Origin of the sequence: Ensifer sp. Root127, assembly GCF_001425225.1 — a bacterium.
Classification (GTDB): domain Bacteria; phylum Pseudomonadota; class Alphaproteobacteria; order Rhizobiales; family Rhizobiaceae; genus Ensifer; species Ensifer canadensis.
On sequence record NZ_LMDX01000053.1, the window covers coordinates 118,820 to 143,167 of the forward strand.

Sequence of the window (24,348 nt, forward strand, 5' to 3'; positions counted from 1 at the left end):
TCACATCATTGCCGGGAACAAACCGATGACACCCAGGGTGGTAAACGCGGTGATCGTCAGAAAGTGCCAATATAGAACCACATTGACGAGATCGATGTCATGAGCAGCGGTCAGGTGACCGAAAAAGCTTCGCGCCAGGCAATAGACCTGCATCACCACGCCTACGCCGGCATGACAAACCAGCCAAAGCACCAAAACCCAGACGATGGCCGGATAGACATGCTGCGTCGGATCCATCTGCGAGAGCCACGGCCCGGCCAATGTAGCGACACTGCCGAGAAGCGTCAGAGCAAGTGCACACAAGACAAGCAGACGCATCGCAAGTCTCTGACCCCTGCGGTTCACCGACCGCGCCGTAACCATTGCAAACCAAGCTACGAGAAACAGGCAGAGGGACGCCATTGGCCATCCGATACCAGGCCCGGAAAGGCCGGCCGTGAAGTCGCGATGGATGGTCCAATAGAAGAAGTAGCCGAAAACCAGGCTACCGAACGCCGTTCCGTCACCAACCATGGTGATGAACATCGCCCACCAGCCAACCGATGCGGGTCCAGAGACGTAGAGTGGCAAGGAAAGGCCAAGGCCGACATCTTTTCCCGCTTTCTCGGGCACGGTCGCCGTGCCGGTCCACAACCAGCTGACCACGAAAACAAGGAAGGCGGCGGCAAACAACGTGGCCAGGAGCCACCAGTGAAACGTAACGGCCACAAACACCCCGCCTAGCGCGGCCGCACTGAGGATGGTCAGATAGGATGTACCGCCGACGCGCAGACATTGGATCGGTTCGGCATCGAGCACAGAGGTGACGAGCGTCTCGCGAAAGCCCTCTGCTGCATCGGGCAGATAAAAGCGCGCGTTGTCTATATCTTCGCGAATTCCCGGCTGGTCCCAAAGCGGGTAGCGACTGCTTATGATCGGGATCGAGCGCACACCCCAGTTTTCCTCTGGTTCGGATATCCACTCGAGGGTTCCGGCATTCCAGGGATTAGCCTCGCCCCTGGGCTGGCGATGCTTTGGCCTCAAGACATCGACGACAACAATGAGGATGCCCGAGGCGAAGATGAAGGCGCCCACCGTCGAGATCAGATTGAACCAATGCCAACCGACATCGCTTGGATAGGTAAAGACACGCCGGGGCATGCCGCGCAATCCGGCGAGGTGCATCGGAAAGAAGGCGAGGTTGAAGCCTGAAAACATCAGCCAGAAAGCAATCTTGCCCAACCGGTCAGAGAGCTTCCGGGCATTGATGAGCGGATAGTAGTAATAGATGCCGGCAACGACGGGAAAGAGCATGCCGCCGATCAGAACGTAGTGCAGATGCGCGACGACGAAGTAGGTGTCGTGCGCCTGCCAGTCGATCGGTACGAGCGCAACCATGACGCCTGTCAGGCCACCGATGACAAAGATCACGAGACCGCCGCCGCCAAAGAGCATCGGTACGGAAGGGATCACGCGCCCTGCCAGCATCGTTGCTATGAATACGAATATCTGGACGCCGGTCGGAATCGCGACGGCCTCGGAGGCCGCGGAGAAAAAGGCAAGGGAGATTTGCGGCAGGCCCGTGGTGAACATGTGGTGGACCCAAAGGCCGAAGCTTAAGAAACCGGTTCCGACCGCCGCCAGCACGATCCAGGAGTAGCCGACGATCGGTCGTTGGGCGAAGGTTGGAACGATCATCGCCATCAGGGCGATCGCCGGCAGGAAGATGATGTAGACCTCAGGGTGACCGAAGATCCAGAAAAGATGCTGCCACAGCAGCGGATCACCGCCACGCTCGGCATCGAAAAATGGCCAGTCGAACATCCGCTCCATTTCGAACAGGATGTCGCCGGCGATAAGAGGCGGGAAGGCAAAAAGGATCATACCGGCGACAATCAGCAGATACCAGGCAAAGAGCGGCATCATGTTGATGCGCATGCCCGGAGCGCGGCATTTCATGATGCCGACGATCAACTCTACTGCTGCGGCAATCGAGGCCACTTCGATAAAGGATAGCCCGAGCAGCCAGATGTCAGCGCCAATACCCGAATACTGTTTGTCCGTGGCCAGCGGTGGATACATGAACCAGCCCGTATTGGGTGCTGCGTCAAAGAAGATCGATCCGCATACAAACAACCCGCCGAGCAGGAAACTCCAAAAACCAAACGCCGAAAGCCGCGGAAAGGGTAGTTCGCGCGCGCCGAGCATCGGCGGCAAAAGGAAGATCGCCACAGCCTCGAAGATCGGCACGGCAAACAGAAACATCATGACGGTTCCGTGCAGGGTGAACGCCTGATTGAAGAAATCCGCCGACAGGAAATCGTTTTCGGGTATGGCGAGCTGCGCGCGCACGAGCAACGCGAGGACGCCGGCAAACAACATGAAGATGAAGGCAGTGGCCGCATACCAAAGGCCGATTTGGGTATTGTTGACCGAAGTCCAATAGCGCCATCCCGACGGATTGGCCCAGACAGCTCGAAGCTGCCGCTCTTCCTCGCTCTTCGACGCCTGTTCGCCGAGCCGGTCCTCGGTGGTGGTCATGTTTCACCTGCGAGGTAGTCGATGATTTCGTTCAATTCGTCCTGCGGGATCATAGGGAATGCCGGCATTTGGGCGCCGGGCTTGACGGAGGAAGGATCACGAATGAAACGGGCGAGGTTTTCCGGCGTGTTGGCCAGCGCCCCTGCTCCCACATGCTTGCGCTGCCCGAACCCTGTCAGGTTCGGTCCTGTCAAGCCTTGTGCCTGTGTCCCATCAAGCGCGTGACAGGCCGAGCAGCCATGAACGAGAAAAGCGTTTGCGGCGTGGTTACTTGTTGATCGCCTTTTCGCGCGGCTTTGTTGCCATGTCTGAAAATCTTCTGCGGACAGAACGTCTGCGGTAAGGTTCATGAGGGCATGCGACGTGCCGCAAAACTCCGCGCATGGCCCGCGATACGAACCGATGCGGGTCGGCTCCAGCCAGAGGGTGTTGGTTCGCCCGGGCAACATGTCCATCTTGCCCGCAAGCGCGGGGATCCAGAACGAATGGATGACATCGTGCGCCTTGAGCGAAATCCGGATCCGTCGATCGACGGGCAGTGTGAGTTCGTTTGCGGTTTCGAAAGCAATCCCCCCTGACTTGTCGAGGTATCGAATGCGCCACCAGAACTGTTCGCCCGTGACCTCGATCGCCAGGTCCGCCTGCTGCCGATCGAACCATGGTCTCGTCGCCGGCATGCTCCACACCGCATAGGACAGAAGCGCAAAGAGAACCGCCGTCGGCGCTACCACGCCGCCCCAGGTGATAAACCTTTGGGCCTGCTCTTGGCTCAACTGGCCCCGGCGCGCACGGCCGGCGTAGATCAGGAGGGATATGACGACGAGCCAGACGAAGGCTGCACCGACCACCGTTACCGTGATCAGGCTCTCGATTGCCGAAGCCTCGCGGCCAGCCGCTGCGAAGGTGGATTGCCGATCGCCGCAGCTTGGGAGCGGCATGGAAAGCAGCATTGCGACGGAACCGCGAACGCCAATGACAATGTGACGGTGGATGAAACTACTCGTCTTTTTGCGAACAAGACTACGCATCGCCCAGCGGCTGCATCGACAGGTCAAATGGCCCTCCCCTTCCCTGATGAGATGGAAACTGCGACCTTGGCGGGAAGTTCCTTCCGAAATCACGTTTCGGCGCATTTGGAGACAAGCGATGAAACGAACGACGGATTGGCGAGTTAGACGGCTGTCACAGTCTTCCGAGGAGTGTCAGCATGCAACGCGTTCTGATATCGATGGCGGCATTGTTCGCCGTCCTTCTGATTGTCGGTGCAGCGCTTGTTTTCTTATCTCAAGAACAGGCGAAACTAACGGCTGAACAGGGTTACGGAACAGCCCCGCTACTGCCTGCACCCAATCCCACCCTTATCCCCACGGTCAATGTGGCGGAGGCGTCCCACTGGGCCCCAGGCGAAAAGCCGACGGCTGCCGATGGGCTCGTTGTCGGCGCTTTCGCCGAGGAACTCGATCATCCGCGTTGGCTTCACGTCCTGCCAAATGGCGACGTTCTTGTCGCGGAAACGAACAAGCCAGAAAAGGAAGACACAGGTTTCAGCTTGCGCGGCTTTGCCATGGGACTGTTCATGGGGCGAGCCGGGGCAGAGGTTCCGAGCGCTAACAGGATCACGCTGTTGCGCGATGCGGATGGCGATGGCGTTGCAGAAACCCGGTCAGTCTTCCTCGAAAACCTCAACTCGCCATTCGGCATGACCCTGTCGAACGGGATCCTCTATGTCGCCAACACCGATGCCATCATGGCGTTCGACTACAAGGATGGCGACACGACGATCACGGCAAAGGGCAAAAAAATCGTCGATCTGCCTGCCGGTCCGATCAATCACCATTGGACCAAGGACGTCATTGCCAATCGGGAAGGCACCAAGCTTTACGCAACCGTCGGCTCCAACAGCAATGTCGGTGAAAACGGCATCGAGGCGGAAACCAACAGGGCAGCCGTGCTGGAGGTCGATCTGGTGAGCCGACAACTCCGCCTTTTCGCATCCGGACTGCGCAATCCCAACGGGCTTTCATGGCAGCCCGAATCCGGCGCGCTTTGGGTTGCCGTCAATGAGCGTGACGAAATCGGAAGTGATCTCGTCCCTGATTACATGACCTCAGTCAAGGACGGCGGGTTCTACGGCTGGCCGTACAGCTATTTCGGCACCCATGTCGACGTCAGAGTAAAACCGCAAAGACCCGATCTCGTCGAAAAGGCAATCGTGCCGGACTATGCACTCGGACCTCATACAGCTTCCCTCGGATTGACGTTTTACACCGGCGAGCTCTTTGGAGAGCAATATCGGAATGGGGCTTTTGTGGGCCAACATGGCTCTTGGAACCGCCGACCGCGCAGCGGTTACAAGGTAATTTTCGTTCCCTTTGCCAACGGTCAGCCGTCCGGGCCGCCAAAGGATATTTTGACCGGGTTCATCGGAGGCGACGACAAGGCCCGCGGTCGTCCCGTCGGCGTTGCCGTTGACCGGCAGGGTGCGCTTCTCGTAGCCGACGACGTCGGCAATGCGATCTGGCGGGTGACGCCCGCCAAATGAGAGACCTTTCGATAATACGGAACCGGTTGCCGAGCGCGCCGTTTCTTCCTGACAGGGGAATTCCGACCCCTACCTACTGATCAACCGCGGCCGAACCCCGAAGGAGATAAAAATGTCCAACAATGTGCAGCGTGGTGGCGACGTGAAGTCCACCGGCGAGAGCGATACGGAGTTTGGGAGATCAATGGAAAGCAAGGCACAGTTTGCCGATGCGCGGCGCCAATCGACCGATTTTGTCGGGGATGGCGAGACGTTGAACGTCTATCGGCTGGTGCCGGTGGCCGCACCCACGGACCCGCGGTGGCAGAATGCCCTCAATCAAGGTGAGGTGCTGGTGGCCGCTCGTTCGTCGGGCGATGCGCGTGTCGTCGCTTCGGGATGCGAACTAGACTACATGGAGGTCGATGCCGCACCCGCCGAAGGCGTCAGCACGCTTGATGCAAGCGCGTTCCGTGACGAAAAGCTCTACACGGTCATTGAGGTCGAGCATGCAAAGCCAGGGCTTGTGCGCGGCCTGATGGAAGGCGACATATCGATAGCGACTATAAAGCCGGTACAGATCTGAGTGTCACGCTGGGAGAAGCTCGGTCTGTTTGACGATGGCGACAGTCTGAATGCTTCAGCCTCTATTCTCTTGATGGCTCGGTCTCTGACGGCGGCTCCCAGCCGAAGACACTGCGTCCGCCAAGTGAGGCGGAGTTTCGGAATTCGCCGGCAACGATTTCTTTCAGGTCAGGGCCGGTCACGTAATGTTCAAGGCGACGCGCCTGCTCGTCAAGGCGCCGAAGTGCGTCGAGCTCTTCCGTGTTACCGAGCTTGCCTCTTGAAACGGCGGACTTCATCACCTTGAGTGTTTCATCATACACTTTCAACGGAACGGGGAACGGATGACGATCCTTGCCGCCGTGAGCCAACGAAAAGCGTGCAGGGTCGGAAAAGCGGCATGGTGCGCCGTGGACGACTTCAGCAACCATGGCCAGTGCTTCGACGGTTCGCGCGCCGACGCCAGGCGTCAAAAGCAGCTCCTGAAAATCCTTCGGTCCCCGCTCGGCTGCAGAGGCGAGCGCTGCATGCAGACGACCCATATTGACGTCCTTTTCGCGCACGTCGTGGTGAGCCGGCATGATCAGATGCGGGAGCGACAGTTGATCTGGAAGACTTTCGGCAAGGGGCCCTCCCCGCCGCACGGCGAGGGCCTCGCGCACGATGCTGTCGGGTCCCATATTTGCAAGCAGGTCAAGCTGTCCTTCTCGCGATCGCTCAGCGCGCCGGTCGGCGAGGTTGACGATGATGCCTTGGGCGTTTCCTTCAATGGCAGCATGCGGGGAATCGAGAAAGCTTTCCAGGTTTTCCGACAGCCAGTGATAGCGCCTGGCCTGTCGTTGATCGCCGTTCATACCCTGCTGGACGACGACCCATTGTCCATCGTCGGTGACGATGAAACCGTGCAGGTAGAGATCAAATCCATCTTGAACCGCGGCACTGTCGATCTTCGCGACGAGGCGGCTGGTGGTTACGAGACGGTGAGCGTCGAAGCCGACCCGATCACCGATCGCAAGCAGTTCCGTGGGAGTTTTACGTGACTGCGCACCACGCCCGCCGCAAACATGAATTCCAAGTTCCGCGGACAGCGGCGTCAGTCCGCGCTTCAGAGCGCCAATGACGCTGGTGGTGATACCGGAAGAGTGCCAGTCCATGCCCATCACGGCGCCAAAGGACTGAAACCAGAAAGGGTGGGCCATTCGACGCAGGAATTCGTCTCGTCCGTAGTGCAGGATGACAGCTTCGGTAATGATGGCACCGAGCTTCGTCATGCGATCTCCGAGCCACTTCGGCACGCGCCCGCCGTGGAGGGGAAGATCGGCACTACCGGAACGTTTTACCATGAGCTTATCCTGTTGATCCGCAACGACGGATGGCGCGTTTTAGCATTTGCGGTGCCGGATTGGGAAGTTTGCGCTTGAGGCGGACGGTCGCAGGCTGGACGGGTAAGAAGCTCGACTGCCGTTTCGTTGGCCAAAAGGTGAAAGCGGAAAAACCCTGATGTTCTCCATCCCCATCGCGTCCGCTTGGCACAGCCTGTGACCTTTATAGGGAATGCACCCGGTGCTGGGATGTTCCACCGTCATTCCCTTCGATGGATTGATTATGACGCCGGCGCGTCAATTTCCGACAAAACGGTCGGGTCTGGAAAACTCCGGCTTAGAAAACCAGAACCCCTTGCGCCGAATCGCCACGGCAGATCGACAGCCTTGCTGATGCCAACACGCGGACCTCGGCAAACCTCGACTGCACTGCTGCCGGCAGAAAGCCTGAAGGGGGCCGAAAAAAGTGACAATCCGTCGAACTCCTGTGACACAGCCAGTGCCTGGCAAAGGCGCCCGGGGCCTGCACATAAAAGAAATGTGTTGGCGCCGCTGCGTCGCTGTCGCATCGATTCGATGCCAGTGGTCGGTTCGATCGCCCGGATCAGCACAGCGCTGCCTGCTTCGCACACGAAGTTCAGGCACCAATGCAGCCCATAGGACCTGTAAACGTAGGCATTGCCAGCTGCAGCGAACATGGAAGCGTTGCGTTTCGTCGGGCCTTTGTGACTATGGGAAGCGGGATCTTCGATTGTGTAAGCTTCTGTTTCGACGATTATGCCGCCGACGCCGTCGACCTCCAGGACGGTCCCGATCAGCGCTTTGGCAACATCAACAGCGTAACGATTGAAAAACGCGTGCGAAATCACTGCTGTTCCTCCTTCCTCCGGTGGCCTTGTGGGCGACGAAATTGGGCCGTTCCCAACAGAAGCCGCCAGCGTCTGGCGGCCCAGATCGATAGGCAAGCTCAGTCGACCTTTCGCCGACGTCTTACGCAACCCGTCCTATGTTTAAAAGCGGTACGCTCGTCTCAAAAGGCAATAACTTGCAATGGACGAAACATCGGTACAAATCCTCGCGTTCGCTTAGCGTTGGAACACATCCGAACCTTTCTTGGATGCCAGAAGCGCGACGGCATCATAAAGAACCGAAGATCGACCATCGCGATCAAGCTTGCCGGCTGGTACGTGTTTACCTTTTCGATCCACGTGAGCGATCAACATCGAGCGCGCCGGATCAACGGCCTGATCTGGAAGGCAGAGACGATCATTAACGCCGTCGGATAGACGCCCCCCAGAGGTATCCTATGGCGGCGGCCGCAATCAGAACGGGGGCGAGGTGGTCTCTGATCCGGTTCTGCGTTGTTTCAAGTGCGACGACAGCCTCAGTCACGGCCAACCGGGACGTCCCACCAACGATTGCGGCGAGTTCCGCGCGCAGGTTCACAATTTCTGTCCGCAGCGCCTCAAGTTGGGCCTGTCGTGCCAGTGTGGCGTCATTTTCTGGTGCCGTCTCGAGTGGCTCGTTGACGACCCCGACTTTTGCGAAATCGCCATCGCTTTCGTAGCCGGTCTGATCCACCATCGCTGTTTCCTCTCACATGAAGGCAATGCCACTCAACGGTGAAAACGTCGTGTTGTTCCATCGGAAACGACCGCGGCGAGCATTTACAAATGCCAGCCCCAATGGAGCGTTCGTGACGAATGAACCTGTGGCGTTCGTGAGCGTTAGGCTCACCAGATAGTATTTTACGGTGACGACGATGCCTAAGCCCAAGGAAAGGTCTGATAGCGAACCCCGTCGTGGCGCCACAGCGAAATTCGCCTACGACAGAATGACGGTGGAACGCTTCCGCAATGCATTCCCACGCGCTCGCTGGAACGAGGAGCAACGCAGTTGGTTCGTGCCGGGCAAGACCGCCGGCAAACGCATTGCACAGTGGCTGGCGCGCGAGAGCGAAAACCTCGATTTATATGCGGATGCCAAAGGCCGCGATGCGTACGCTTTCGATCCTATTTCCAGTCAATATCTTCAAATCGAAGACGATATCCAGATACGCACCCCTTATTCCAGGGACGTTGTTGAGCAATTGCGGTTAATCCCTTGGGCTCGGTGGGATGATGAGATGCACGCTTGGCGGGTGCCGTTCCGATCCTACGAAGCACTGCGACGTTCATGGCCTGATATAGACGCAGCTGCGCGCGCTAGCGAACCTGAGGAGCGCAAGCGCCGGAAGGAAGCGGAAAAACATACGGCGAAGTCCGAGCGCGCGAAATTGCGCTATGCCGAACGTCGCCGCCGGCGTTATCCGGTTCCAGCCGGGGCGCTACCACCGATCGGTCAGGCGGTGACGACATGTTCCTACGGCGTGGTGATTATAGCCGAGGTGGCCGGAGAATACGCCGAGCCGGATGATATCAAGCGCTTCTATCCCCATGCTGCAGGCGATCCGCGCGATTTTGTCTGGGTTCGTTGGCGCCCGGCGTCGCTAGCCGAACTGGTGGCAACCTGGCCGGCGCGTGAGAAGCCGAACGCGTTCGAGATGGCGCGGGGCTGGTGGCGGCCAGTTCTGGACGAGCTGCGTGAAGCGCGATCGGAGGCGCGCCGCCTGGAGCGAAAAAAACAAAGGAGAACTGCGCCCCCCAGTGAGAGGGCCCGTGGTGCTGCACACGAAGGCACCCATTGAGCATGTCAAGCAGTTGGAAGTGTACGAGAGCGTGAACGTCGTTCTGCGGAGGCAGCGTGCACTGATGCTCGTCATCCTCGGGAAGAATGAGGGCTTTTCCTGCTTTTTCCTTTCGATTGGAGGTTTGATGACGCGCTATTTTTTCGATCTTCATAACGGTGACGGCGAAACACGAGATGAGCAAGGCGTCGAGCTTGGTTCGCGGGATGCCGTGACGCAGGAAATCCTCTTGGACGTTGCTCGGGATGAACTCCCAGATCGCAACCGCACAGACATATCCGTTTTGGTTCGTACCGACATCGGCAAAACCGGTTCGGTCGCAACGCTCACGTTTCGCAATCAATGGCTCGATTGATTGTCGCGAGCCGGGGAAGTTTTACGGCGTCGCTCGACCAGCTCTTAGGATTTACCGCCTTGCGCCTCGGAGATTGCGATTTCGGAACTATCTTGATCCGGTCGCGGTTAGTGGCACATCCAAATGGAGGAGCGTGACGTGCGTTTTCTACGAGACAACAGCCTGACGATCGTCCTCGTGACCGCGACACTCATGACCATCGCCGGCATGTACATAGCCGGCTGGCTGGCGAACAATGAAGAGTTGGCGGCCCACGGATCGCCGGCGCTGACATTGATGCAGTATGGCTTAAGCGGCGACTTTCTATCCGCCGTCTTCGAGAACTGGGAAAGTGAATTTCTGCAAATGTCGGTTTATGTCGTGCTGACCGCCTATCTCTATCAAAGGGGCTCTGCGGAATCCAAGGATCCTGACGAGAGGTCGCCTCAAGATGAAGGACTTGCGCACCGAGAAGAAGATCCCGAGGCGCCGTGGCCAGTCAAGAGGGGCGGTATGGTACGGCTGCTTTATGCGTACTCGCTGGGAATTGTTCTCACCGGTCTCTTCCTTGCGAGTTTCGTACTCCATCTTGTCTCCAGCGCCAGATCGGAGAGCGAGACGGCGCAATTGCATGGCCAAGCGACAACGACGGTCATGCAGCATCTCGGCAGCGCACAATTCTGGTTTGAATCCCTTCAAAACTGGCAATCGGAATTCCTGTCAACGGCGCTGATTGTTGTTTTGTCGATCTTCTTGAGGTACCGGGGCTCTCCTGAATCCAAGCCTGTAGGCGCGCCTCACCGCGAGACCGGCTCATAAGAGCAGCGCTTGGCCCGCGCGTGCGCCGATACGGTGCGGATAGCTGATAGTTGGCCGGGCCGATCGCGGTCCGGAGTGCCCGAAAAAATGTCTTGGTGCGGCCGGCCAATGGATATGCCGATGCGGTAGCTATGTCGGACACAGCTTTTCCGCAACGACCGGCGTGAAGCGCCACTCTTCTTGCACCGTTACAGGCCGGGCTCGGCAATCATCACAACCGGCTCGGTCACGGGTCTTGACGGCGAAAAAAGCTGTTTGACTATTCGATGGACAAGGGAGGTATCCACGCCATGAGACCCGGTGTAGAGGCCGCTCAATCCAAGCGACAAGGAGGCATCGCCGAAGTTCGGGCCCAACCTTCCCATGAAGCGACCGCGCAACCCTACATTTTCTTATCTGCATTGTTCTAGAAACATGAGCAGAGAGATCCTCGCCGATTACTGGCGACTCAAGGCCAAAGTACGTGTTCCCAATGGATCGCCCACTATCGTTATTGGCCAGAGGCATGGATGATCACGTTTGTCGCTCTGAAGCAAAGTAAACAAATAAGAAAGGCCGCCCACATGGACGGCCTTTTCGAAGTTCTATTTGGTTAGATCAACGTTCCACGGCTAGCGTATCGTGTGCGTTCCTCTTCAATTTGCGCCGGGCTATAGGGATCGAGTGTCTCATCGAATCGGTTCCAACCTTGCTCGCGATAAGAGGAGCGCCGCTCCTCGAGATCCACCCAGTTCGATCGCCTGAGGATCGCCTCCGCCTCGGCAGCCTCGCTGTCGGCAACGCGCGCTGTTACCAATGTGCCGCCTCGGCGCACACCCTCGGCATAGACATGCGCATCTTCTTCCGGCACGCCGGAATCCGTCAGCGCCCCGATAATCCCGCCGACCGCACCACCGGCAACCGCACCGGCAGCAGCACCCGCAGCAGTCGCCGCAAGCCAGCCGGCAGCAACGACCGGGCCGACACCCGGGATCGCCATCAGCCCGAGGCCGGTCAGAAGACCGCCTGCGCCGCCGACCGCAGCACCGATGCCAGCACCGGTACCCGCCCCTTCGGCCGCACCTTCTGTGTCGTCAACCTTGTATCGGCCCTCGCCGTTGCTCGCGACCATGCTGATGTCGTCATCGGGAATGCCGGCGGCTTTCAGCGCTCGTACAGCTTCAGATGCTTGGTCATAGGTGTCGAAAAGTCCAGTCACGGTTTTCATGTTGGTTTTCCTTCGATGGGTTTGCTGAGATAACAACTTCAGTTGGCGACGATGTTGCCCTGGTAGTCGAGGGTGACGGTTACGGGCTTTCCGTCCTTGGTGGCAGAGGCGTGCCATATGCCCTTCTCGTCCAGCTTCAGCCCCGTCACCGCGGTGTAGCCGTTCTCCTGAAGTCGGGCGCGCGCCTGCTCTTCGGTGAAGCTGTTGGCGCCCTCGACAGGCGCGGTCGGATTGGTGGTGTCGGGCGTGGCGATTGCCGGCGTTTCAGGGTCCGGCGACGTTGTTGCGGTCTGTGCATAGGCACTGAATGCGCTTGCCGCCAGAAAGGCTGTCGCGACGATCATTTGTCTCATTGTTGTCTCCTCGATGCGAAAATTGAACGACGCTGAGACAACGCGGGTGCTTGGCGATGGTTCCTTTTCCGTCGCAAAGAAGATTTTGGTTATCTATAAGTTACAATGGCTTACAAAAACCGTTCGTATGCCAACCACCTTCCTAGGTGAGGCCGAACTTCTTAAAAATTCGCTCGATGACGAGGCGCTTCAGTCAAACTTCGACGCGAGCTGAAAGTTCCCCAATTCGACCGCCGAGGCGCTCAATTCGGATGCCGAGGTTGGACGTGCGGGTTACCGCAAACCCGCGGCAGGAACAAAACTAACGATGTCCGTACTGCGATGGAAATTCGACTGGCAGATCATCGAGCGCCTGAATTTGCGGATCACGTACTCCAAGTCACGATGAACGACGAAGCGCTTGGCGTTCGTTACAGCCAGGCCGCTCGTACTCGGTCTCTATAGCGATCGCGGCCGGTTGGCATCAACGCCTTTCTTCTGCCCTTTCTCGCACTAATTTCTTAGAAGGAACAATATCGCCGGCAGGAAATGACCCACTCCGCTGACAGCCCAAATCAGACCGATGATGAAGATACCAATTCTTCGACGATTGGGGTCGAACCAGAAACCATTCGGGCAGCGGTGGAGCCGGCTGTCAGCTCTAGCGACAGCGCCGCTGCGGTTGCATCGTCAGACGAGAGCGAGCCGCACCCACCCGCCTTTACGGAAAGCAAGCGCGCACTTCGCCATCTTGCATCCGCTTTTCGCCGCGATCTCGGCACAGTCGGACAGCGTTGCCTCGCAGGTTCGCCCGCGCTGATCAAGAAGCTCAAACTGGTCGCGAGAGCTTCGCGCGCCTCATTCCCCCCCAAATTTCGACAGAGGGCGGCATCAGCCATGGCCCCCCTCCGCAAAGGAATATCCGGTGCAGTAGGCGTCGTCTCCACGCCGGCATGGTTTCCCGCCTTGCGACTTCAGCCTCGCTCATGGAAAGCCGGGATCTTGATGGTGACGTTGACCTTTGCGATCTTCGTGATCGGAATGCTGATCTGGGCACTGAAGGATGTGCCGTGGCGAGAAATCGCCGACGGCTCCCTAAAACCTATCGTGGTCCTTGAAGCCGCGGACGGCCAGCCAATCGTAAGACAAGGTCCTTTCCAGGGCCCCTACGCCCGATACGAGGAATTTCCAGCGCATTTGGTCGATGCCGTACTTTCAATCGAGGATCGGCGGTTCATGGATCATTACGGAGTCGATTTGAAAGGCATCATGCGGGCCGTATTGAGAAACTTCCAGGCCGGCTCGGTCGTTCAAGGCGGCAGCACGATTACCCAGCAACTGATCAAAGTGCAGTACCTTGAAAGCGATCGCACGCTGAAGCGCAAGCTGCAGGAACTGGTTATCGCGTTCTGGCTCGAGTGGAAGCTTGGCAAGCGGGAGATCCTCACGCGATACTTGAACTCCGTTTACCTCGGGTCCGGCGCGACAGGAATGCCCGCGGCAGCCCGGATCTATTTCAACAAGGAGATTGCCGCACTCAACGTCCAGGAAGCTGCGATGCTGGCCGGACTGTTGAAGGCGCCGAGCCAATTGAATCCGATCGACAATTTCGAAGCCGCACGCGAAAGGACGACAACGGTCCTCGACGCGATGGTGGCAAACGGCAAGCTCGCAGCGCAAGATGCGTCCGCCGCCAAGGCGAAGTTTGCCGAATTGCATCCGACCACGCCGACGCGGCGCTCGGGCAGTTGGTTTGCTGACTGGATTTCGCCCCAGGCCGGCGAAATTGCAGGTGCCTCTCCAGGTTCGACAACAGTGCGCACGACGCTGGTGCCACGCCTTCAGCAGCTTGCCGAAGATGTCGTCGCTCGCAATCTTGATAAGGAAGGGAAAACTCTGGGTGCGTCACAGGCCGCACTGGTCGCAATGACGCCAGATGGAGCGGTGGTCGCGATGGTCGGCGGACGCGACTACAAGGCCAGCCAGTTTAACCGCGCCGTTGCCGCGAAGAGACAGCCTGGCTCAACGTTCAAGCTTTTCGTCTTCTATGCCGCATTGAAGAACGGACTTACCTTGCGTGATCAGGTCTTCGATGGCCCGATTGAAGTCGACGGGTGGTCGCCGCAAAACTCGACAGGCCGCTATCATGGATGGGTAACAATTGCGGAAGCCTTCGCCCGATCTCTCAATGGTGCAACGGTTGCGCTGGCGCAGGAAGTGGGCATCGAGAATGTTGTAGCGGCCGCAAGAGAGCTCGGAATCGATGCTCCACTAAATCCCGTGCCGGCATTAGCGCTCGGATCATCCGAAGTCAGTCTGCTTGACCTGACGGGCGCCTATGCCTCGATCCGCCTGGGAAAATCGCCGGTCGAACCTTGGGGCGTAATCGATTTTCAGGCGTCGACCCAAACCAAGGCGTTCCGCGTCGGCCCGCTCACAGCCGCTTCGACCGATCTCTCCACCTACCAACAGGATCTGGTGAGCCTATTGCAGCTTGTGGTCGAGCGCGGCACCGGACGTGATGCTTTCCCGGGTTCATTTGCAGCCGGAAAGACCGGCACCAGCCAGAACAACCGTGACGCCTGGTTTGTAGGTTTTACGGAAGATCTTGTTGCCGGCGTCTGGGTCGGTAACGATGACGACACGCCTATGAAGGGCGTCACCGGTGGTGCGCTCCCGGCGCGCATTTGGCGGGATTTCATGCAAGCGGCAATGGCCCAACCTGAACCTCAGATTGATCCAGATACAGGGCTGATGACAAGCCAAGAAGGGCCAGCAGCGTCCTGCAATATTAGGGCTTGCGCGCGGAGCTATCGATCGTTTCGAGCGTCCGACTGCACCTACCAGCCTTATCGGGGAGAGCGCCGGCTGTGTGAGCGGTAGCTGTTCGCGATACGATCATATTTTCAGACGAATTATGATTTTTGCTCGATTGGCAGTCTGTCGGGCCTCGAGGGGGAACATCTGCCGTCCGAAGTGGTTCTCCTTATCACCAACGGAGATAGCTATGAACATCATCGGACAACAGGTGCTTTCCGACCCAGGGGGCGTGATGACTGTTGAATGGGTCGCAGAGGGTGGCAACGTGATCTCGGTTCGGCTGCAGGACAGCGAACACGATCTGGACGTTGATAGTGCCGTCGCAAAGGCTAAGGCGCTCATGGTCCAGGTGGCCACGTTCGATAAGGTCGCCACCGAGGTGGAGCCAGAGACAGATCCCCAGGTATCGCCCGCTGTAGAATCACTGCGCAGCGCGCGCACCGCCAAGGACACGGGCACATTGGAGGAACAGCTTGACGAAGGTCTGAAGGCGTCTTTTCCAGCAAGTGATCCGCCCGCCGCCACCGTTAGCACGATTCCCACGGGAAGAACTGATCATCCTGACGCCAAATCATGATCACAAACGGTGACGCGGGCAGTCGTTCATCCACCGGAGGATGCGCGGAGCGGGAGTTTCGTCATTTGCAACGAAAGTGCAGATCGCCGCACGATGACACTATTTTGGAAGTTGATCTTATCCCCAGAAAGGGAAGCCCAAGTCCGCGCCTCGATGGAGGAGAGTTCAAAAAGCGCTTTCTGCAACAGTTTCAGGACAGTTCCTCGATAGGATAACAGGCCTCATCATTCAGAACGGCGACATCTACGAGGATTTCATGGGCCCCAAGTATGCGGCGCTGAAATCCTGGTGGGCGGATCGCACGACCGAGACGCACCGGGTGTTGGAAGACGCGGTATCGGAAGCAGGCTTTCGCGCGGAATTTGTGGGTGAAGTGTCGGCCGAGGTTGCCGCACGAGTTCCCCCGGATTTGTGGAAACTGCATTGGCCCTTGATGAATACGCCGGAAAGACGAAGGATTTCAGTCCGGCTGATCGAAATCTGGGAAGAGAATTTTACCTGGTTTCCCCGCTATCAAGCCTATTTGCGCCAGAACCAGCCTTCGACTTTGATCGTATGGGGACCAGAAGACGGCTACATGCCGGCCCAGTCTGCCCGAGCCTATTTGCGTGATCTGCCGAATGCGCAGCTGCATCTGATCGCTGGTGCCGGTCACTGGCTGCTGGAAACCCACTTCGATGAAGCACGAGTGCTTGTGCGCGAATTTCTTTCTCGGCTGTCCGCATGACTTCGGGGCAAGTTGCCGCACTTGAGCCTGCCGCACGCTTCGGGTTTTCACAGCCCGGTAGGATGATTGCGGCGATCGACTACTTGGGTATCCGGTCGATCATGGCTGCGTGCGCCTTACAAACTGGAATGTGGAGGAATTGGTAGCCATCACCATTCGATCAACCGGGCGAAGATCTCGCTGATGCCGGGGATTGTATTCAACAGCTACACATTGCATTGGCTTTGGTAATCGCCAGGATCGTTACCAACTCCCCGCCTGAATGGCGATCGAGGATGATTAATCGGGCGAAAGACCGTCAAGGCGTCGCGAACAAGCAGCGAACATCCACAGGACATACCGTGTATATCTGGTCTGGATTAGCTTCCCCGGAGTAGGAATGAGTTGAGGGCGCCTGTTGGCCTAGACGGCCGGGGCGAAATAACACTGACTTTCGTCATCATGGTCAAAAATTCAAAGCGATGCCGTGATCCATTCTGCGCTCATAAGCAATGCCGATAACGAGGAATCCGTTCACCGCCAGCGGAGCCAGCCCAGCATCAGGTAAGTCCCGCCGCGCCAAAATTCCGCTCAAGATACTCGACGCCAAATTCGACGATGTCCTTGGCATCGAACAGGTAGCTGTGCGCACGCGCCACCGGGCCTTCGCGATGCCGACCCAAGAGCACGTACGCATTTGCAATCGTTTCGACGGCATCGGGCTCTCCATCGATCGCAAAGCAACTCAGGATGCCGTTCGAATCGAAGTCTTCCGTATGCGCCCAGATGGTTTGGCCTTGCGGGTCGAGAAGCGGCATCTCATAGGTCACGCGGCGCTTTCCAGGAATTTCGGCTATTGCCTCGGCATAGTGTAGAACAGTGACGGCATCCAGGGGAGCACCGAGCAACAGCACCTTTCCGCCCCGCTTGACAAAACGCTCCAAGGGAGACCCTTGACCGAATGCCCGTCCGAGAACATGCGGCTCGATCATCTCTCTTGCAAGCGATCCCACCGCGACCATGGATGCATCCGGGTGCGCACTGCGCAAAGCATCCGGCGTATCGACGAGGTACTGGTTAAGGACGCCAAAGCCGCGGTATGTTCCCGCCGTCTCGGGGTGGAACGGTGGCCAATTCCGGCGTCGCTCCTCGCTCAATTGGGCGCCGTTCAGAGTCTCGTCATAGGGTGATCGATCCCATGAGGCATAGCCCATCAAAGTGCCGTTCGGCCCGACGGCCTCAAGGATCGATGCCACAATGGCACGCGGGCCACCCTCCACGGCGCCGATAGCCTTCAGCGATGCGTGCACCATGAGTAGATCGCCAGATTGAACGCCCAGCGCTCGAAGGTTGCCGGTGATTGTCGCTTTGTCGTTCATCTATCGGCTCACCCCTCACGCGTTTCGTGTAGGCCCTGGGCGATATCTAGCCGATCGACTACGCACCGGATGACCAGCACCAGGCAGAGAAATTCATGGTGGCATCGTCCCATCGATGAGATGCTCGTGCAATGCGCGCGAGACGCACCCACAGACCGCCCGCAAAGCGCGAGCGGAACGTGGCCCCCATATCTCGCCAAATAAACCCGCTGCCCGACGTCGGCGATAGCCTCCCGGCCCCTTCAGCAAGGGCCTTTTCTTTATGCGCCACTGCGTCCTCTACCAGAAGCAGTCCGCCGCCATAAAAATCTCAACTTTTGCTCACTTGGAGCCAATTGGAGATTTCGCTATCTTTTCTCCCCCGGTGAAAGCGATAGCTCATAGAGGGAGGTCTATATGGCTATTCAGTTTGACCAGTCAGGCTTTGAACTCGCACCTCAGCAGATCGGCACCCTGCAAAGGATATTCGATCGAATTTGCTTCGAAGCGAGAATCCCGCGCCAAGACATTCGCGCACGCCGCCTCGCAAAATTCTTGATGGATGAACTCAGGTTCGGCAATACTGATGAAGTGGCATTGACCGAATGTGGCCGCTGGTTCTGCAGGCGGTAGCCCCCACACCTCGTATTCAGAGCGAACAGCCGACCTGGATGCACCACTAAGCTCTGTCATTTTCACATGGAATGCTCCGTGCAGTGGCTGGAAATACTGCTGGAATACGCCACAATCTCCAAGGAGTGACAACAAAAGCAGCTGGGACCTTCTTCGAGAAGGTCCGATCTCCACGCGAAAATCCCAGAACGAGGGCTTGATTACGGCAACGTCCGCCTATCCCCGAGGGGCCGGCTGGGATTAAGGCTATGAGTAAAAGTGATTGGACTTCGCACTGAGGTGATAATGCCTGACCACTTCAAGAATTTAGTCGGCGTCTCCAGGGAAGCAGTTCGGGAAAGGCACCTCCCCCTAGGCAGTGAAGGAGCCGCGCGGCGCGCCTGATCAGTCTGAGGCGCCTAACGAGATGGCCAGATAATTCTGGTTCTATGACGGTTCGAGAACGGAGAACCAATGTCGTCCACCTTCATTCGAAGGTGCCAGCAAGACCCGCCTCGTTGATGCGGCGTGTCATAATGGAACCATTCTTTCCGGTTTCGGTTGGAGTCCTGAGGTTTAAAAGCTGCTGATCGGCGGTGGACTTCGGAACGATTGTCTGGAGGCTTTGATGGTCCAACTACCTGCGTATCGCCGGCAGTAGGACGCGTCGGGCTGCCTGCCGCGCCGAGCTTCGGCGTAGCCCTGTCACGGTCCTGGCATCGTAATGTTCATACGTCCCATCACATCGGAGGCGAGATAAAATGAACCGCTGGAACAAGGACGGCCAAGGCAACATAAGGGTGTCGCCTATCATTGGCTGGAAGACCGCGACGCTTATAAACCAGAACTCCGATGTTTTCCTTCGCCTCGAATTCGGTGTCGATCACGATCTGGAACAAGTTTCGGCTTTGCAGTTTGGACTCACCGCCCTCCAAGCCAAAGCACTCGGAGAACAACTCGCCTCCCACGGGGACAAGTTGGCTGGGATAGTCAAGGTGATCAAATAATGACCAAGCGAACGACCGAACACTTGGCTTTCAATCGGAATTAACAGCCCGTTTGGAAGAGGCCAGTCCGACACCACTGTGAACTCACAATCGCCTGGCGGGTTTCGATGTTGTTCACGTCCGAGGAAATCGCCGCTATCTCAGCCTCCATTTCAAATCGCGTCGGGCCGTTAAGTACCGATTACGGCAGGAAGTCCGTGAAGAATGCACTTGGGGTCGCTGAAACAGCGGATCAAGCGCCGAGCTCGAATGCAGCGGCGGGGCTGACCCGCTCAGCGCCTGAGGGCAAAAACCTCGACCGCGGTTTGACGTCCACGCACCTGCACCGATCCCATCGCAACTGCATCAACGCAACTCTCACGCGCGGCGTTAAATGTGGAGCCGCTAATGAGGCAATCGGTTGAAAACTCCTTATTCAATTCCTCGAGTCGCTGCGCCAAATTCACCGTGTCGCCATACAGTGTGTAGGTGTGACGTTCCTCACCCCCGACGGTCCCGGCGGCCACCTGGCCTGTAGCAACACCGATTCTCAGACGGAGCGCGTGGCCTTCGAATTCGCGTAATGAAACCAGAGCCAGCAGATCGCGAGCGGCGGCAACCGCCCGTGCCGGGTGGTCTTCGGCGGGAAGTGGCGCATTGAAAGCCGCGATCAAGGCATCACCGATGTAGTTTACGACGACGCCACCGCGCTCATCGATGATCGCCGTCGCCGCGCTAAAAAAGCTATTGAGGATGGTGATCACGCGCGAGGCCGGCAAACTTTCCGACAGTCGCGTGAAGCCTTCGATATCGGCAAAGATGATGCTAGCCATGCGCAGCTGAGGTGCGAGCTGCCCGGAATGAATGAGCTGCTCGGCGACTTGCGGCGGGACGTAACGCCCAAAAATTCGCTGTATCCGGGCGCGCTCCGCCTCGATGGCAGCATTCGCGCGGACCACGTTGCGCGCACGGTGGACCGCCAACGCCGCGATACATGTCACGAGCAGGATCACCACTCCCTCGATCACGCGAACTGGAATGCCGAGGAAGTCGGGACTGAGGAGTACCGCAAAGACTTCCGTGCGCGAGGGCGAAGACGGCAGATCCCCCAGACTAACGATCTGTTCCATGCCCGATATGATCCAGACGGTAGCGACAGCTAGACCAGTCACGGCACAAAGGCCCGTCCATATGACCAGCGCAGGCGATAGCGCTAAAATGGAAGCCGCAACAATGACGTAGTAATATTCGGTTCGGCTGGAAAGAAAGACGAGATTCTGCGGAATATCACCCCCGCTACTGAGTGGTGCGAATGCAAGTATGGCGCTCGCTGCCGCCGCGTCGAATGTGAACAAGGCAAAGCGTGCCATACGTTCATATCGGCTGTTGACCGGCCGAAGCGAGAACGTGCCAATTGCCGCCGTGGAAAGGACCGCGGCCGCTGCATAGGCGTTGTTGGGGTAGGCATAGAGCGAAAGGTAGAAAAAAGCGAACGCAACCAGGGCACCGGTTCGGCCAATGACAGCAAGCCGGAATCCTTTGCGTTCCGCCTCAGCCAGCGCCTCGGCAGCGGAGGATTGACCACGGTCCGATTGCACTGAATCAGTTATTTGAGTTCCTCCGCAGCGATTAACGTTTCGATAGTACGCGAGCTTGGCCGTCAGCAGTATGGGACGTCCGACAGTTTCTGGCCTGGGCCCACTTCAGAAAGTAAAACGTCAGGCAGATGTAGAGCCCGGCAACCGCGAGGCAGTGGATGAAGAAGCCCGCGACCGATTCCTCGAAGTTCCACCAGTCGAGCGTTACCTGCATGGAGAGCTTCGTGCCGATGGCAAGTGCGAACGAACTCCAGACGCCGTGGAGCGCGATGAGGATGGCGATCGCACGAAGCGCCAGGGTACGAGCGACATTTGGCTGTTTGATGCCGGTGAGCTTGCGCGCCACGCCCATGAGCATCGGCCAGCGCAAGCCCAGATGGACGGCGACGATCACCAGGACCCAATAGGCGGCGAGCGTGTGGATCTGCCGCACGGTGAAGCCACCATAGGCTGACATCACTCCGGAGAGCGCGTTGGAAATGAGCACGCTGGCGACGAGCAGCAGAAGGGTTACCGCGATGTTGAACAGGCCGCGCGCCTCATCCCGAGCCTTCGAGATCGTGCCGTACCAGCGGCGATTGAACACGTTGTGCACAATGATCAACAGGAACATGGCGGTCCCGGCCAGTTCATGCGCGACGTTGCCGAGCCACCAGTAGGAAAATGCAAACAGCAGCAATCCGGCGGCGATGAGATCGAACACCAGCCGCGTAAGGAATATAGGGTTCAAACGCTCGACCTCCCGCTTATTCGACCGGCGTGCCGGTGAACCGGGGGATGCGATAGGCCGTATAAAGGTAGTCGCTGTCCTGCTGGCCGCTATGGCAGGACTGACAGCGCGCCGTGTTCTCATCCATGTTGATCGATTTGTCCGGCCAGAACCACTGGAACTGCCAGTCGGCGGTACGGCGGCTTGTGTCATATTCGGAGCCGAACCCCTCGCCCTTTTCCATAACGAAGTAGCGATAGAGTTCGCCATCGCGATGGTCGACCAGCACGAAATGGGTGCCAGTCGGGATCGGATGGCCGTTCTTGACGGCCTCCATGGCCGCGGGCGTCGTCATGATGTGTTCCATCACGTTGCCGCGCCGAACGGTCGTATAGTGCACCAGCGCGTCGAGGTCAGGAAACTGGACGCGGTTGGGTTCCGCATGGACCTGCCAACCGACGAGAGAGGCGGCGCAGGCGGCAAGCGCGCTCAATGTGACGGGGTATGCAATTCTCTTCATGGAGAGGCTCGCTTTAATCTCTAAGGACGGGATTGGCTGGGCGACAGACCGCCATACGGGCGGCCTGCAAGAGCTTCGCTTCGTCGGAAACCTTTTCCATCCATTCGACAGACTTGCCGTCGAGCGCTTCGGAAAAGGCGATGTGGCTCATCCCGACCGTGCTGCTCGCGCCGTGCCAATGCTTGACGCCTGGCGGGATCCAGACGGTGTCTCCCGGGCGGATTTTCTGAACGGGGCCATCTTCGTGTTGCACCAGGCCAACCCCGTGCATCACGATCAGAGTCTGGCCGAGTGGATGCGTGTGCCAGGCGGTGCGCGCTCCCGGTTCGAAGGTGACCGTTGCGCCGCTGATCCGCGCATCACCGCTGCCCTTGAACCGATCGTCGACGCGAACGGCGCCGGTGAAGTTCTCGGCCCCGCCTGCCGTAGATGGCTGCGATCCGGCGTGCGACACGGTGACCGCCTGATCGGATTGGGCCCAAGCGGCCGGAGCCGCAACGATGAGCGAGGCGAATGTCATGGCAGCGAGTTTCATTGCGTTCCTCTGCCTCGGCGTCATTTCTTGAAGACGTCCTTGGCGATCGCAAGAGCCGACACCGCGCTCGGCCAGCCCGAATAGAAGGCAATGTGGGTGATGGTCTCGATCAGTTCCTCTTCCTTGACGCCGTTCTGGCGCGCGATATTGAGATGGGAGCGAAGCTGATCAGGCCGATTGAGGGCGATGAGGGCCGTCACTGTGACCAGGCTGCGGTCACGCTTGGAAAGCTCAGGCCGCTCCCAGATGTCGGCATAAAGCACTTCATCGGTCAGTTCGGCCATCTTCGGGGCGATGTCGCCATAGAGTTGCTGCGCGCGCGATTGCCGCTTGCCGGCCGTCGCATCGGGCGCGGCGGGTTTCTGATCCTGGGCGATAGCCATGGTTGAGATTCCTCCGAACAGGCTGGCTGCGATGAACAGATTTCTTGCGAGCTTCGTCAATGTGGGACTCCTCGAATTGCGGAAGAACGCGACGCCCCGCAACTGAACCGGGGCGTCATCGCTAAGCGACGGGATCAGCGGGTTACGATCGGTCGGAAACAAGGGTTCGGGCGAAGAACGGCGTCAGCTTGCCCATCGCGGCATCCACATATTCGGGAACCCAGTAGGTCTCGATATGCGTTGCACCCTCGATCTTGAACAGTTCCTTGTCCGTCGTGCCGGTGGCCTTGGCGAAGGCATCCTCGGTCATGTAGAGGCTGTCGGCCTTAGCGCCGGCGATCATCAGGAGCGGCTGGTCGATCAGTTCGATCCGATCGGTGGCATCCCAGCGCATCAGGTCCAGCAGGCTGCTCATCGTGTACTTGAACGTCGAATTGGGATGCGCGTGCGTCTTCCAATAGTACTCGTAACCCTGCCGGTACATTTCAAAAGGCAGTGCAGCGATCTGCTCGTCCGTCAGGTTGGCGTCGCCGGCATAGAGAATTTCTCCGCCGGCGACTTCTTGGGCGCGGGCCTGCGAAACCTGCTTAAGGCGCTCCTGGATGGTGCTCAGTTGCGAATCCGCGAAGCCATTGCGGCGAACCCGCCCGGAGTTGAACATGCTGAGCGTCGCGATAGACACGAAGCGCTTGTCGGTTTTCGCCGCCGCCAGCGAATACCCGCCGCCGCCGCAGATGCCGAGAAGGCCGAGGCGCGCGACATCGACGCCCGGATAGCGGGTGATGAAGTCGGCCATGCCGTGGATGTCTTCGATGCGGTTTGAGGGTTTGTCCACGCTGCGCGGCTGGCCGCCGCTACCGCCCTGATACGCGGCGTCCGCAGTGATCGTGATGTAGCCCTGTTCAGCCAGGCGCTGGGCATAGAGGCCCGCGACCTGTTCCTTGATCCCGCCATTGGGGTGGGCCACGACGATTGCAGGATATTCCCGGCTCGGATCGTAGTTTGCCGGAGTGTAGACGTTGGCGACGATATCTAGGCCGTTCAGCTTGTACGTGACCGGGTGGATATTGACCTTGCCCGGCTCGTTCTTCGTGATCGCGCCTTCATAGACCAGGGTGAACGGGTTCTGTTTGTAGTCCGCCGCCCCGGCCGCGCCAGCCGAAAACCCCGTCATTGCCGCCAAAACCGCCGCCTTTACCGTACGCCTCATATCGATAATCCTTTCAACTGTTCAGTGTT

The 24,348-nt window shown here is 58.4% G+C and carries 24 protein-coding genes; 10 read left to right on the plus strand and 14 right to left on the minus strand.

Annotated features, from left to right (window positions below):
- Window positions 1-2,520, minus strand: coding sequence for a cytochrome c oxidase subunit I (gene ctaD / locus ASD03_RS34495; RefSeq protein ID WP_057218544.1), 2,520 nt, complete (start codon window positions 2,518-2,520; stop codon window positions 1-3).
- Window positions 2,517-3,653: a cytochrome c oxidase subunit II gene (gene coxB, locus ASD03_RS34500; protein WP_348523287.1), complete on the minus strand. Its 1,137-nt coding sequence runs from the start codon at window positions 3,651-3,653 to the stop codon at window positions 2,517-2,519. The genes ctaD and coxB overlap by 4 nt, the downstream gene beginning before the upstream one ends.
- Before the next feature lie 74 nt (window positions 3,654-3,727).
- Between coxB and ASD03_RS34505 the strand changes: the two genes are divergently transcribed.
- Window positions 3,728-5,062 (plus strand): sorbosone dehydrogenase family protein, encoded by a 1,335-nt coding sequence (locus ASD03_RS34505; protein WP_113567609.1) that lies wholly within the window; start codon window positions 3,728-3,730, stop codon window positions 5,060-5,062.
- A 112-nt stretch (window positions 5,063-5,174) separates the two neighbouring features.
- A complete protein-coding gene (locus tag ASD03_RS34510) occupies window positions 5,175-5,627 on the plus strand; it encodes a hypothetical protein (protein WP_057218545.1) in 453 nt (150 codons plus the stop codon).
- Window positions 5,628-5,688: 61 nt separating this feature from the next.
- Here the strand turns inward: ASD03_RS34510 and ASD03_RS34515 are convergent, their stop codons facing one another.
- The 3 genes from ASD03_RS34515 to ASD03_RS34530 all read right to left on the minus strand — a co-directional run bounded on the left by ASD03_RS34515 (window position 5,689) and on the right by ASD03_RS34530 (window position 8,511).
- Entirely contained in the window at window positions 5,689-6,948 is a 1,260-nt protein-coding gene (locus tag ASD03_RS34515; RefSeq protein ID WP_057218547.1) for a DUF763 domain-containing protein, read from the minus strand.
- Window positions 6,949-7,208: 260 nt separating this feature from the next.
- The gene (locus tag ASD03_RS34520; RefSeq protein ID WP_113567621.1) at window positions 7,209-7,793 is read right to left on the minus strand and encodes a DNA-3-methyladenine glycosylase; all 585 of its coding nucleotides are present in this window, start codon (window positions 7,791-7,793) and stop codon (window positions 7,209-7,211) included.
- 403 nt (window positions 7,794-8,196) lie between these two features.
- Window positions 8,197-8,511, minus strand: a complete 315-nt coding sequence (locus ASD03_RS34530; RefSeq protein WP_057218552.1) for a hypothetical protein — start codon at window positions 8,509-8,511, stop codon at window positions 8,197-8,199.
- A gap of 178 nt (window positions 8,512-8,689) precedes the next feature.
- Here ASD03_RS34530 and ASD03_RS34535 point away from each other — a divergent pair, with 178 nt between their 5' ends.
- The 3 genes from ASD03_RS34535 to ASD03_RS34545 all read left to right on the plus strand — a co-directional run bounded on the left by ASD03_RS34535 (window position 8,690) and on the right by ASD03_RS34545 (window position 10,766).
- The gene (locus tag ASD03_RS34535; RefSeq protein ID WP_057218554.1) at window positions 8,690-9,613 is read left to right on the plus strand and encodes a hypothetical protein; all 924 of its coding nucleotides are present in this window, start codon (window positions 8,690-8,692) and stop codon (window positions 9,611-9,613) included.
- A 127-nt stretch (window positions 9,614-9,740) separates the two neighbouring features.
- Window positions 9,741-9,968, plus strand: coding sequence for a hypothetical protein (locus ASD03_RS34540; protein ID WP_057218687.1), 228 nt, complete (start codon window positions 9,741-9,743; stop codon window positions 9,966-9,968).
- 138 nt (window positions 9,969-10,106) lie between these two features.
- Complete coding sequence (locus ASD03_RS34545; RefSeq protein ID WP_057205612.1) at window positions 10,107-10,766, plus strand: DUF6766 family protein; 660 nt, start codon at window positions 10,107-10,109, stop codon at window positions 10,764-10,766.
- A 592-nt stretch (window positions 10,767-11,358) separates the two neighbouring features.
- On the opposite strand, the gene ASD03_RS34550 is transcribed toward ASD03_RS34545, so the two are convergent.
- Together ASD03_RS34550 and ASD03_RS34555 are read right to left on the minus strand one after the other, a co-directional pair.
- Window positions 11,359-11,973: a general stress protein gene (locus ASD03_RS34550; RefSeq protein WP_057205552.1), complete on the minus strand. Its 615-nt coding sequence runs from the start codon at window positions 11,971-11,973 to the stop codon at window positions 11,359-11,361.
- A 38-nt stretch (window positions 11,974-12,011) separates the two neighbouring features.
- Window positions 12,012-12,326 (minus strand): hypothetical protein, encoded by a 315-nt coding sequence (locus ASD03_RS34555; protein WP_057205554.1) that lies wholly within the window; start codon window positions 12,324-12,326, stop codon window positions 12,012-12,014.
- 528 nt (window positions 12,327-12,854) lie between these two features.
- Here ASD03_RS34555 and ASD03_RS34565 point away from each other — a divergent pair.
- The 3 genes from ASD03_RS34565 (at window position 12,855) to ASD03_RS34575 (ending at window position 16,429) form a co-directional block, all read left to right on the plus strand.
- The gene (locus ASD03_RS34565) at window positions 12,855-15,188 is read left to right on the plus strand and encodes a PBP1A family penicillin-binding protein (RefSeq protein ID WP_057218556.1); all 2,334 of its coding nucleotides are present in this window, start codon (window positions 12,855-12,857) and stop codon (window positions 15,186-15,188) included.
- 124 nt (window positions 15,189-15,312) lie between these two features.
- Entirely contained in the window at window positions 15,313-15,702 is a 390-nt protein-coding gene (locus ASD03_RS34570) for a hypothetical protein (RefSeq protein WP_057218557.1), read from the plus strand.
- 226 nt (window positions 15,703-15,928) lie between these two features.
- Complete coding sequence (locus ASD03_RS34575; protein WP_348523288.1) at window positions 15,929-16,429, plus strand: alpha/beta fold hydrolase; 501 nt, start codon at window positions 15,929-15,931, stop codon at window positions 16,427-16,429.
- A 539-nt stretch (window positions 16,430-16,968) separates the two neighbouring features.
- On the opposite strand, the gene aac(3) is transcribed toward ASD03_RS34575, so the two are convergent.
- Complete coding sequence (aac(3), locus tag ASD03_RS34580; protein WP_057218559.1) at window positions 16,969-17,787, minus strand: aminoglycoside 3-N-acetyltransferase; 819 nt, start codon at window positions 17,785-17,787, stop codon at window positions 16,969-16,971.
- Between the two features lie 396 nt (window positions 17,788-18,183).
- Between aac(3) and ASD03_RS34585 the strand changes: the two genes are divergently transcribed.
- Together ASD03_RS34585 and ASD03_RS34590 are read left to right on the plus strand one after the other, a co-directional pair.
- The gene (locus ASD03_RS34585) at window positions 18,184-18,399 is read left to right on the plus strand and encodes a hypothetical protein (RefSeq protein WP_057218560.1); all 216 of its coding nucleotides are present in this window, start codon (window positions 18,184-18,186) and stop codon (window positions 18,397-18,399) included.
- Between the two features lie 740 nt (window positions 18,400-19,139).
- Window positions 19,140-19,385: a hypothetical protein gene (locus tag ASD03_RS34590; protein ID WP_057218561.1), complete on the plus strand. Its 246-nt coding sequence runs from the start codon at window positions 19,140-19,142 to the stop codon at window positions 19,383-19,385.
- A gap of 272 nt (window positions 19,386-19,657) precedes the next feature.
- On the opposite strand, the gene ASD03_RS34595 is transcribed toward ASD03_RS34590, so the two are convergent.
- From ASD03_RS34595 to ASD03_RS34620, 6 genes are all read right to left on the minus strand, one after another.
- The gene (locus ASD03_RS34595; RefSeq protein ID WP_057218562.1) at window positions 19,658-20,962 is read right to left on the minus strand and encodes an adenylate/guanylate cyclase domain-containing protein; all 1,305 of its coding nucleotides are present in this window, start codon (window positions 20,960-20,962) and stop codon (window positions 19,658-19,660) included.
- 31 nt (window positions 20,963-20,993) lie between these two features.
- Window positions 20,994-21,692: a DUF4405 domain-containing protein gene (locus tag ASD03_RS34600; protein WP_057218563.1), complete on the minus strand. Its 699-nt coding sequence runs from the start codon at window positions 21,690-21,692 to the stop codon at window positions 20,994-20,996.
- A 16-nt stretch (window positions 21,693-21,708) separates the two neighbouring features.
- Window positions 21,709-22,191 carry a cytochrome P460 family protein gene (locus ASD03_RS34605; protein ID WP_057218564.1) on the minus strand — a complete coding sequence of 161 codons (483 nt, stop codon included), beginning with the start codon at window positions 22,189-22,191 and terminating at the stop codon, window positions 21,709-21,711.
- A gap of 13 nt (window positions 22,192-22,204) precedes the next feature.
- On the minus strand, window positions 22,205-22,750 hold the full coding sequence (locus tag ASD03_RS34610; RefSeq protein ID WP_200957378.1) for a cupin domain-containing protein: 546 nt from the start codon (window positions 22,748-22,750) through the stop codon (window positions 22,205-22,207).
- Window positions 22,747-23,109: a carboxymuconolactone decarboxylase family protein gene (locus ASD03_RS34615; protein ID WP_082557491.1), complete on the minus strand. Its 363-nt coding sequence runs from the start codon at window positions 23,107-23,109 to the stop codon at window positions 22,747-22,749. Before ASD03_RS34615 ends, ASD03_RS34610 begins: the two co-directional genes overlap by 4 nt.
- 142 nt (window positions 23,110-23,251) lie before the next feature.
- Entirely contained in the window at window positions 23,252-24,319 is a 1,068-nt protein-coding gene (locus tag ASD03_RS34620; protein WP_057218568.1) for an alpha/beta hydrolase, read from the minus strand.
- Between the last annotated feature and the right edge of the window lie 29 nt (window positions 24,320-24,348).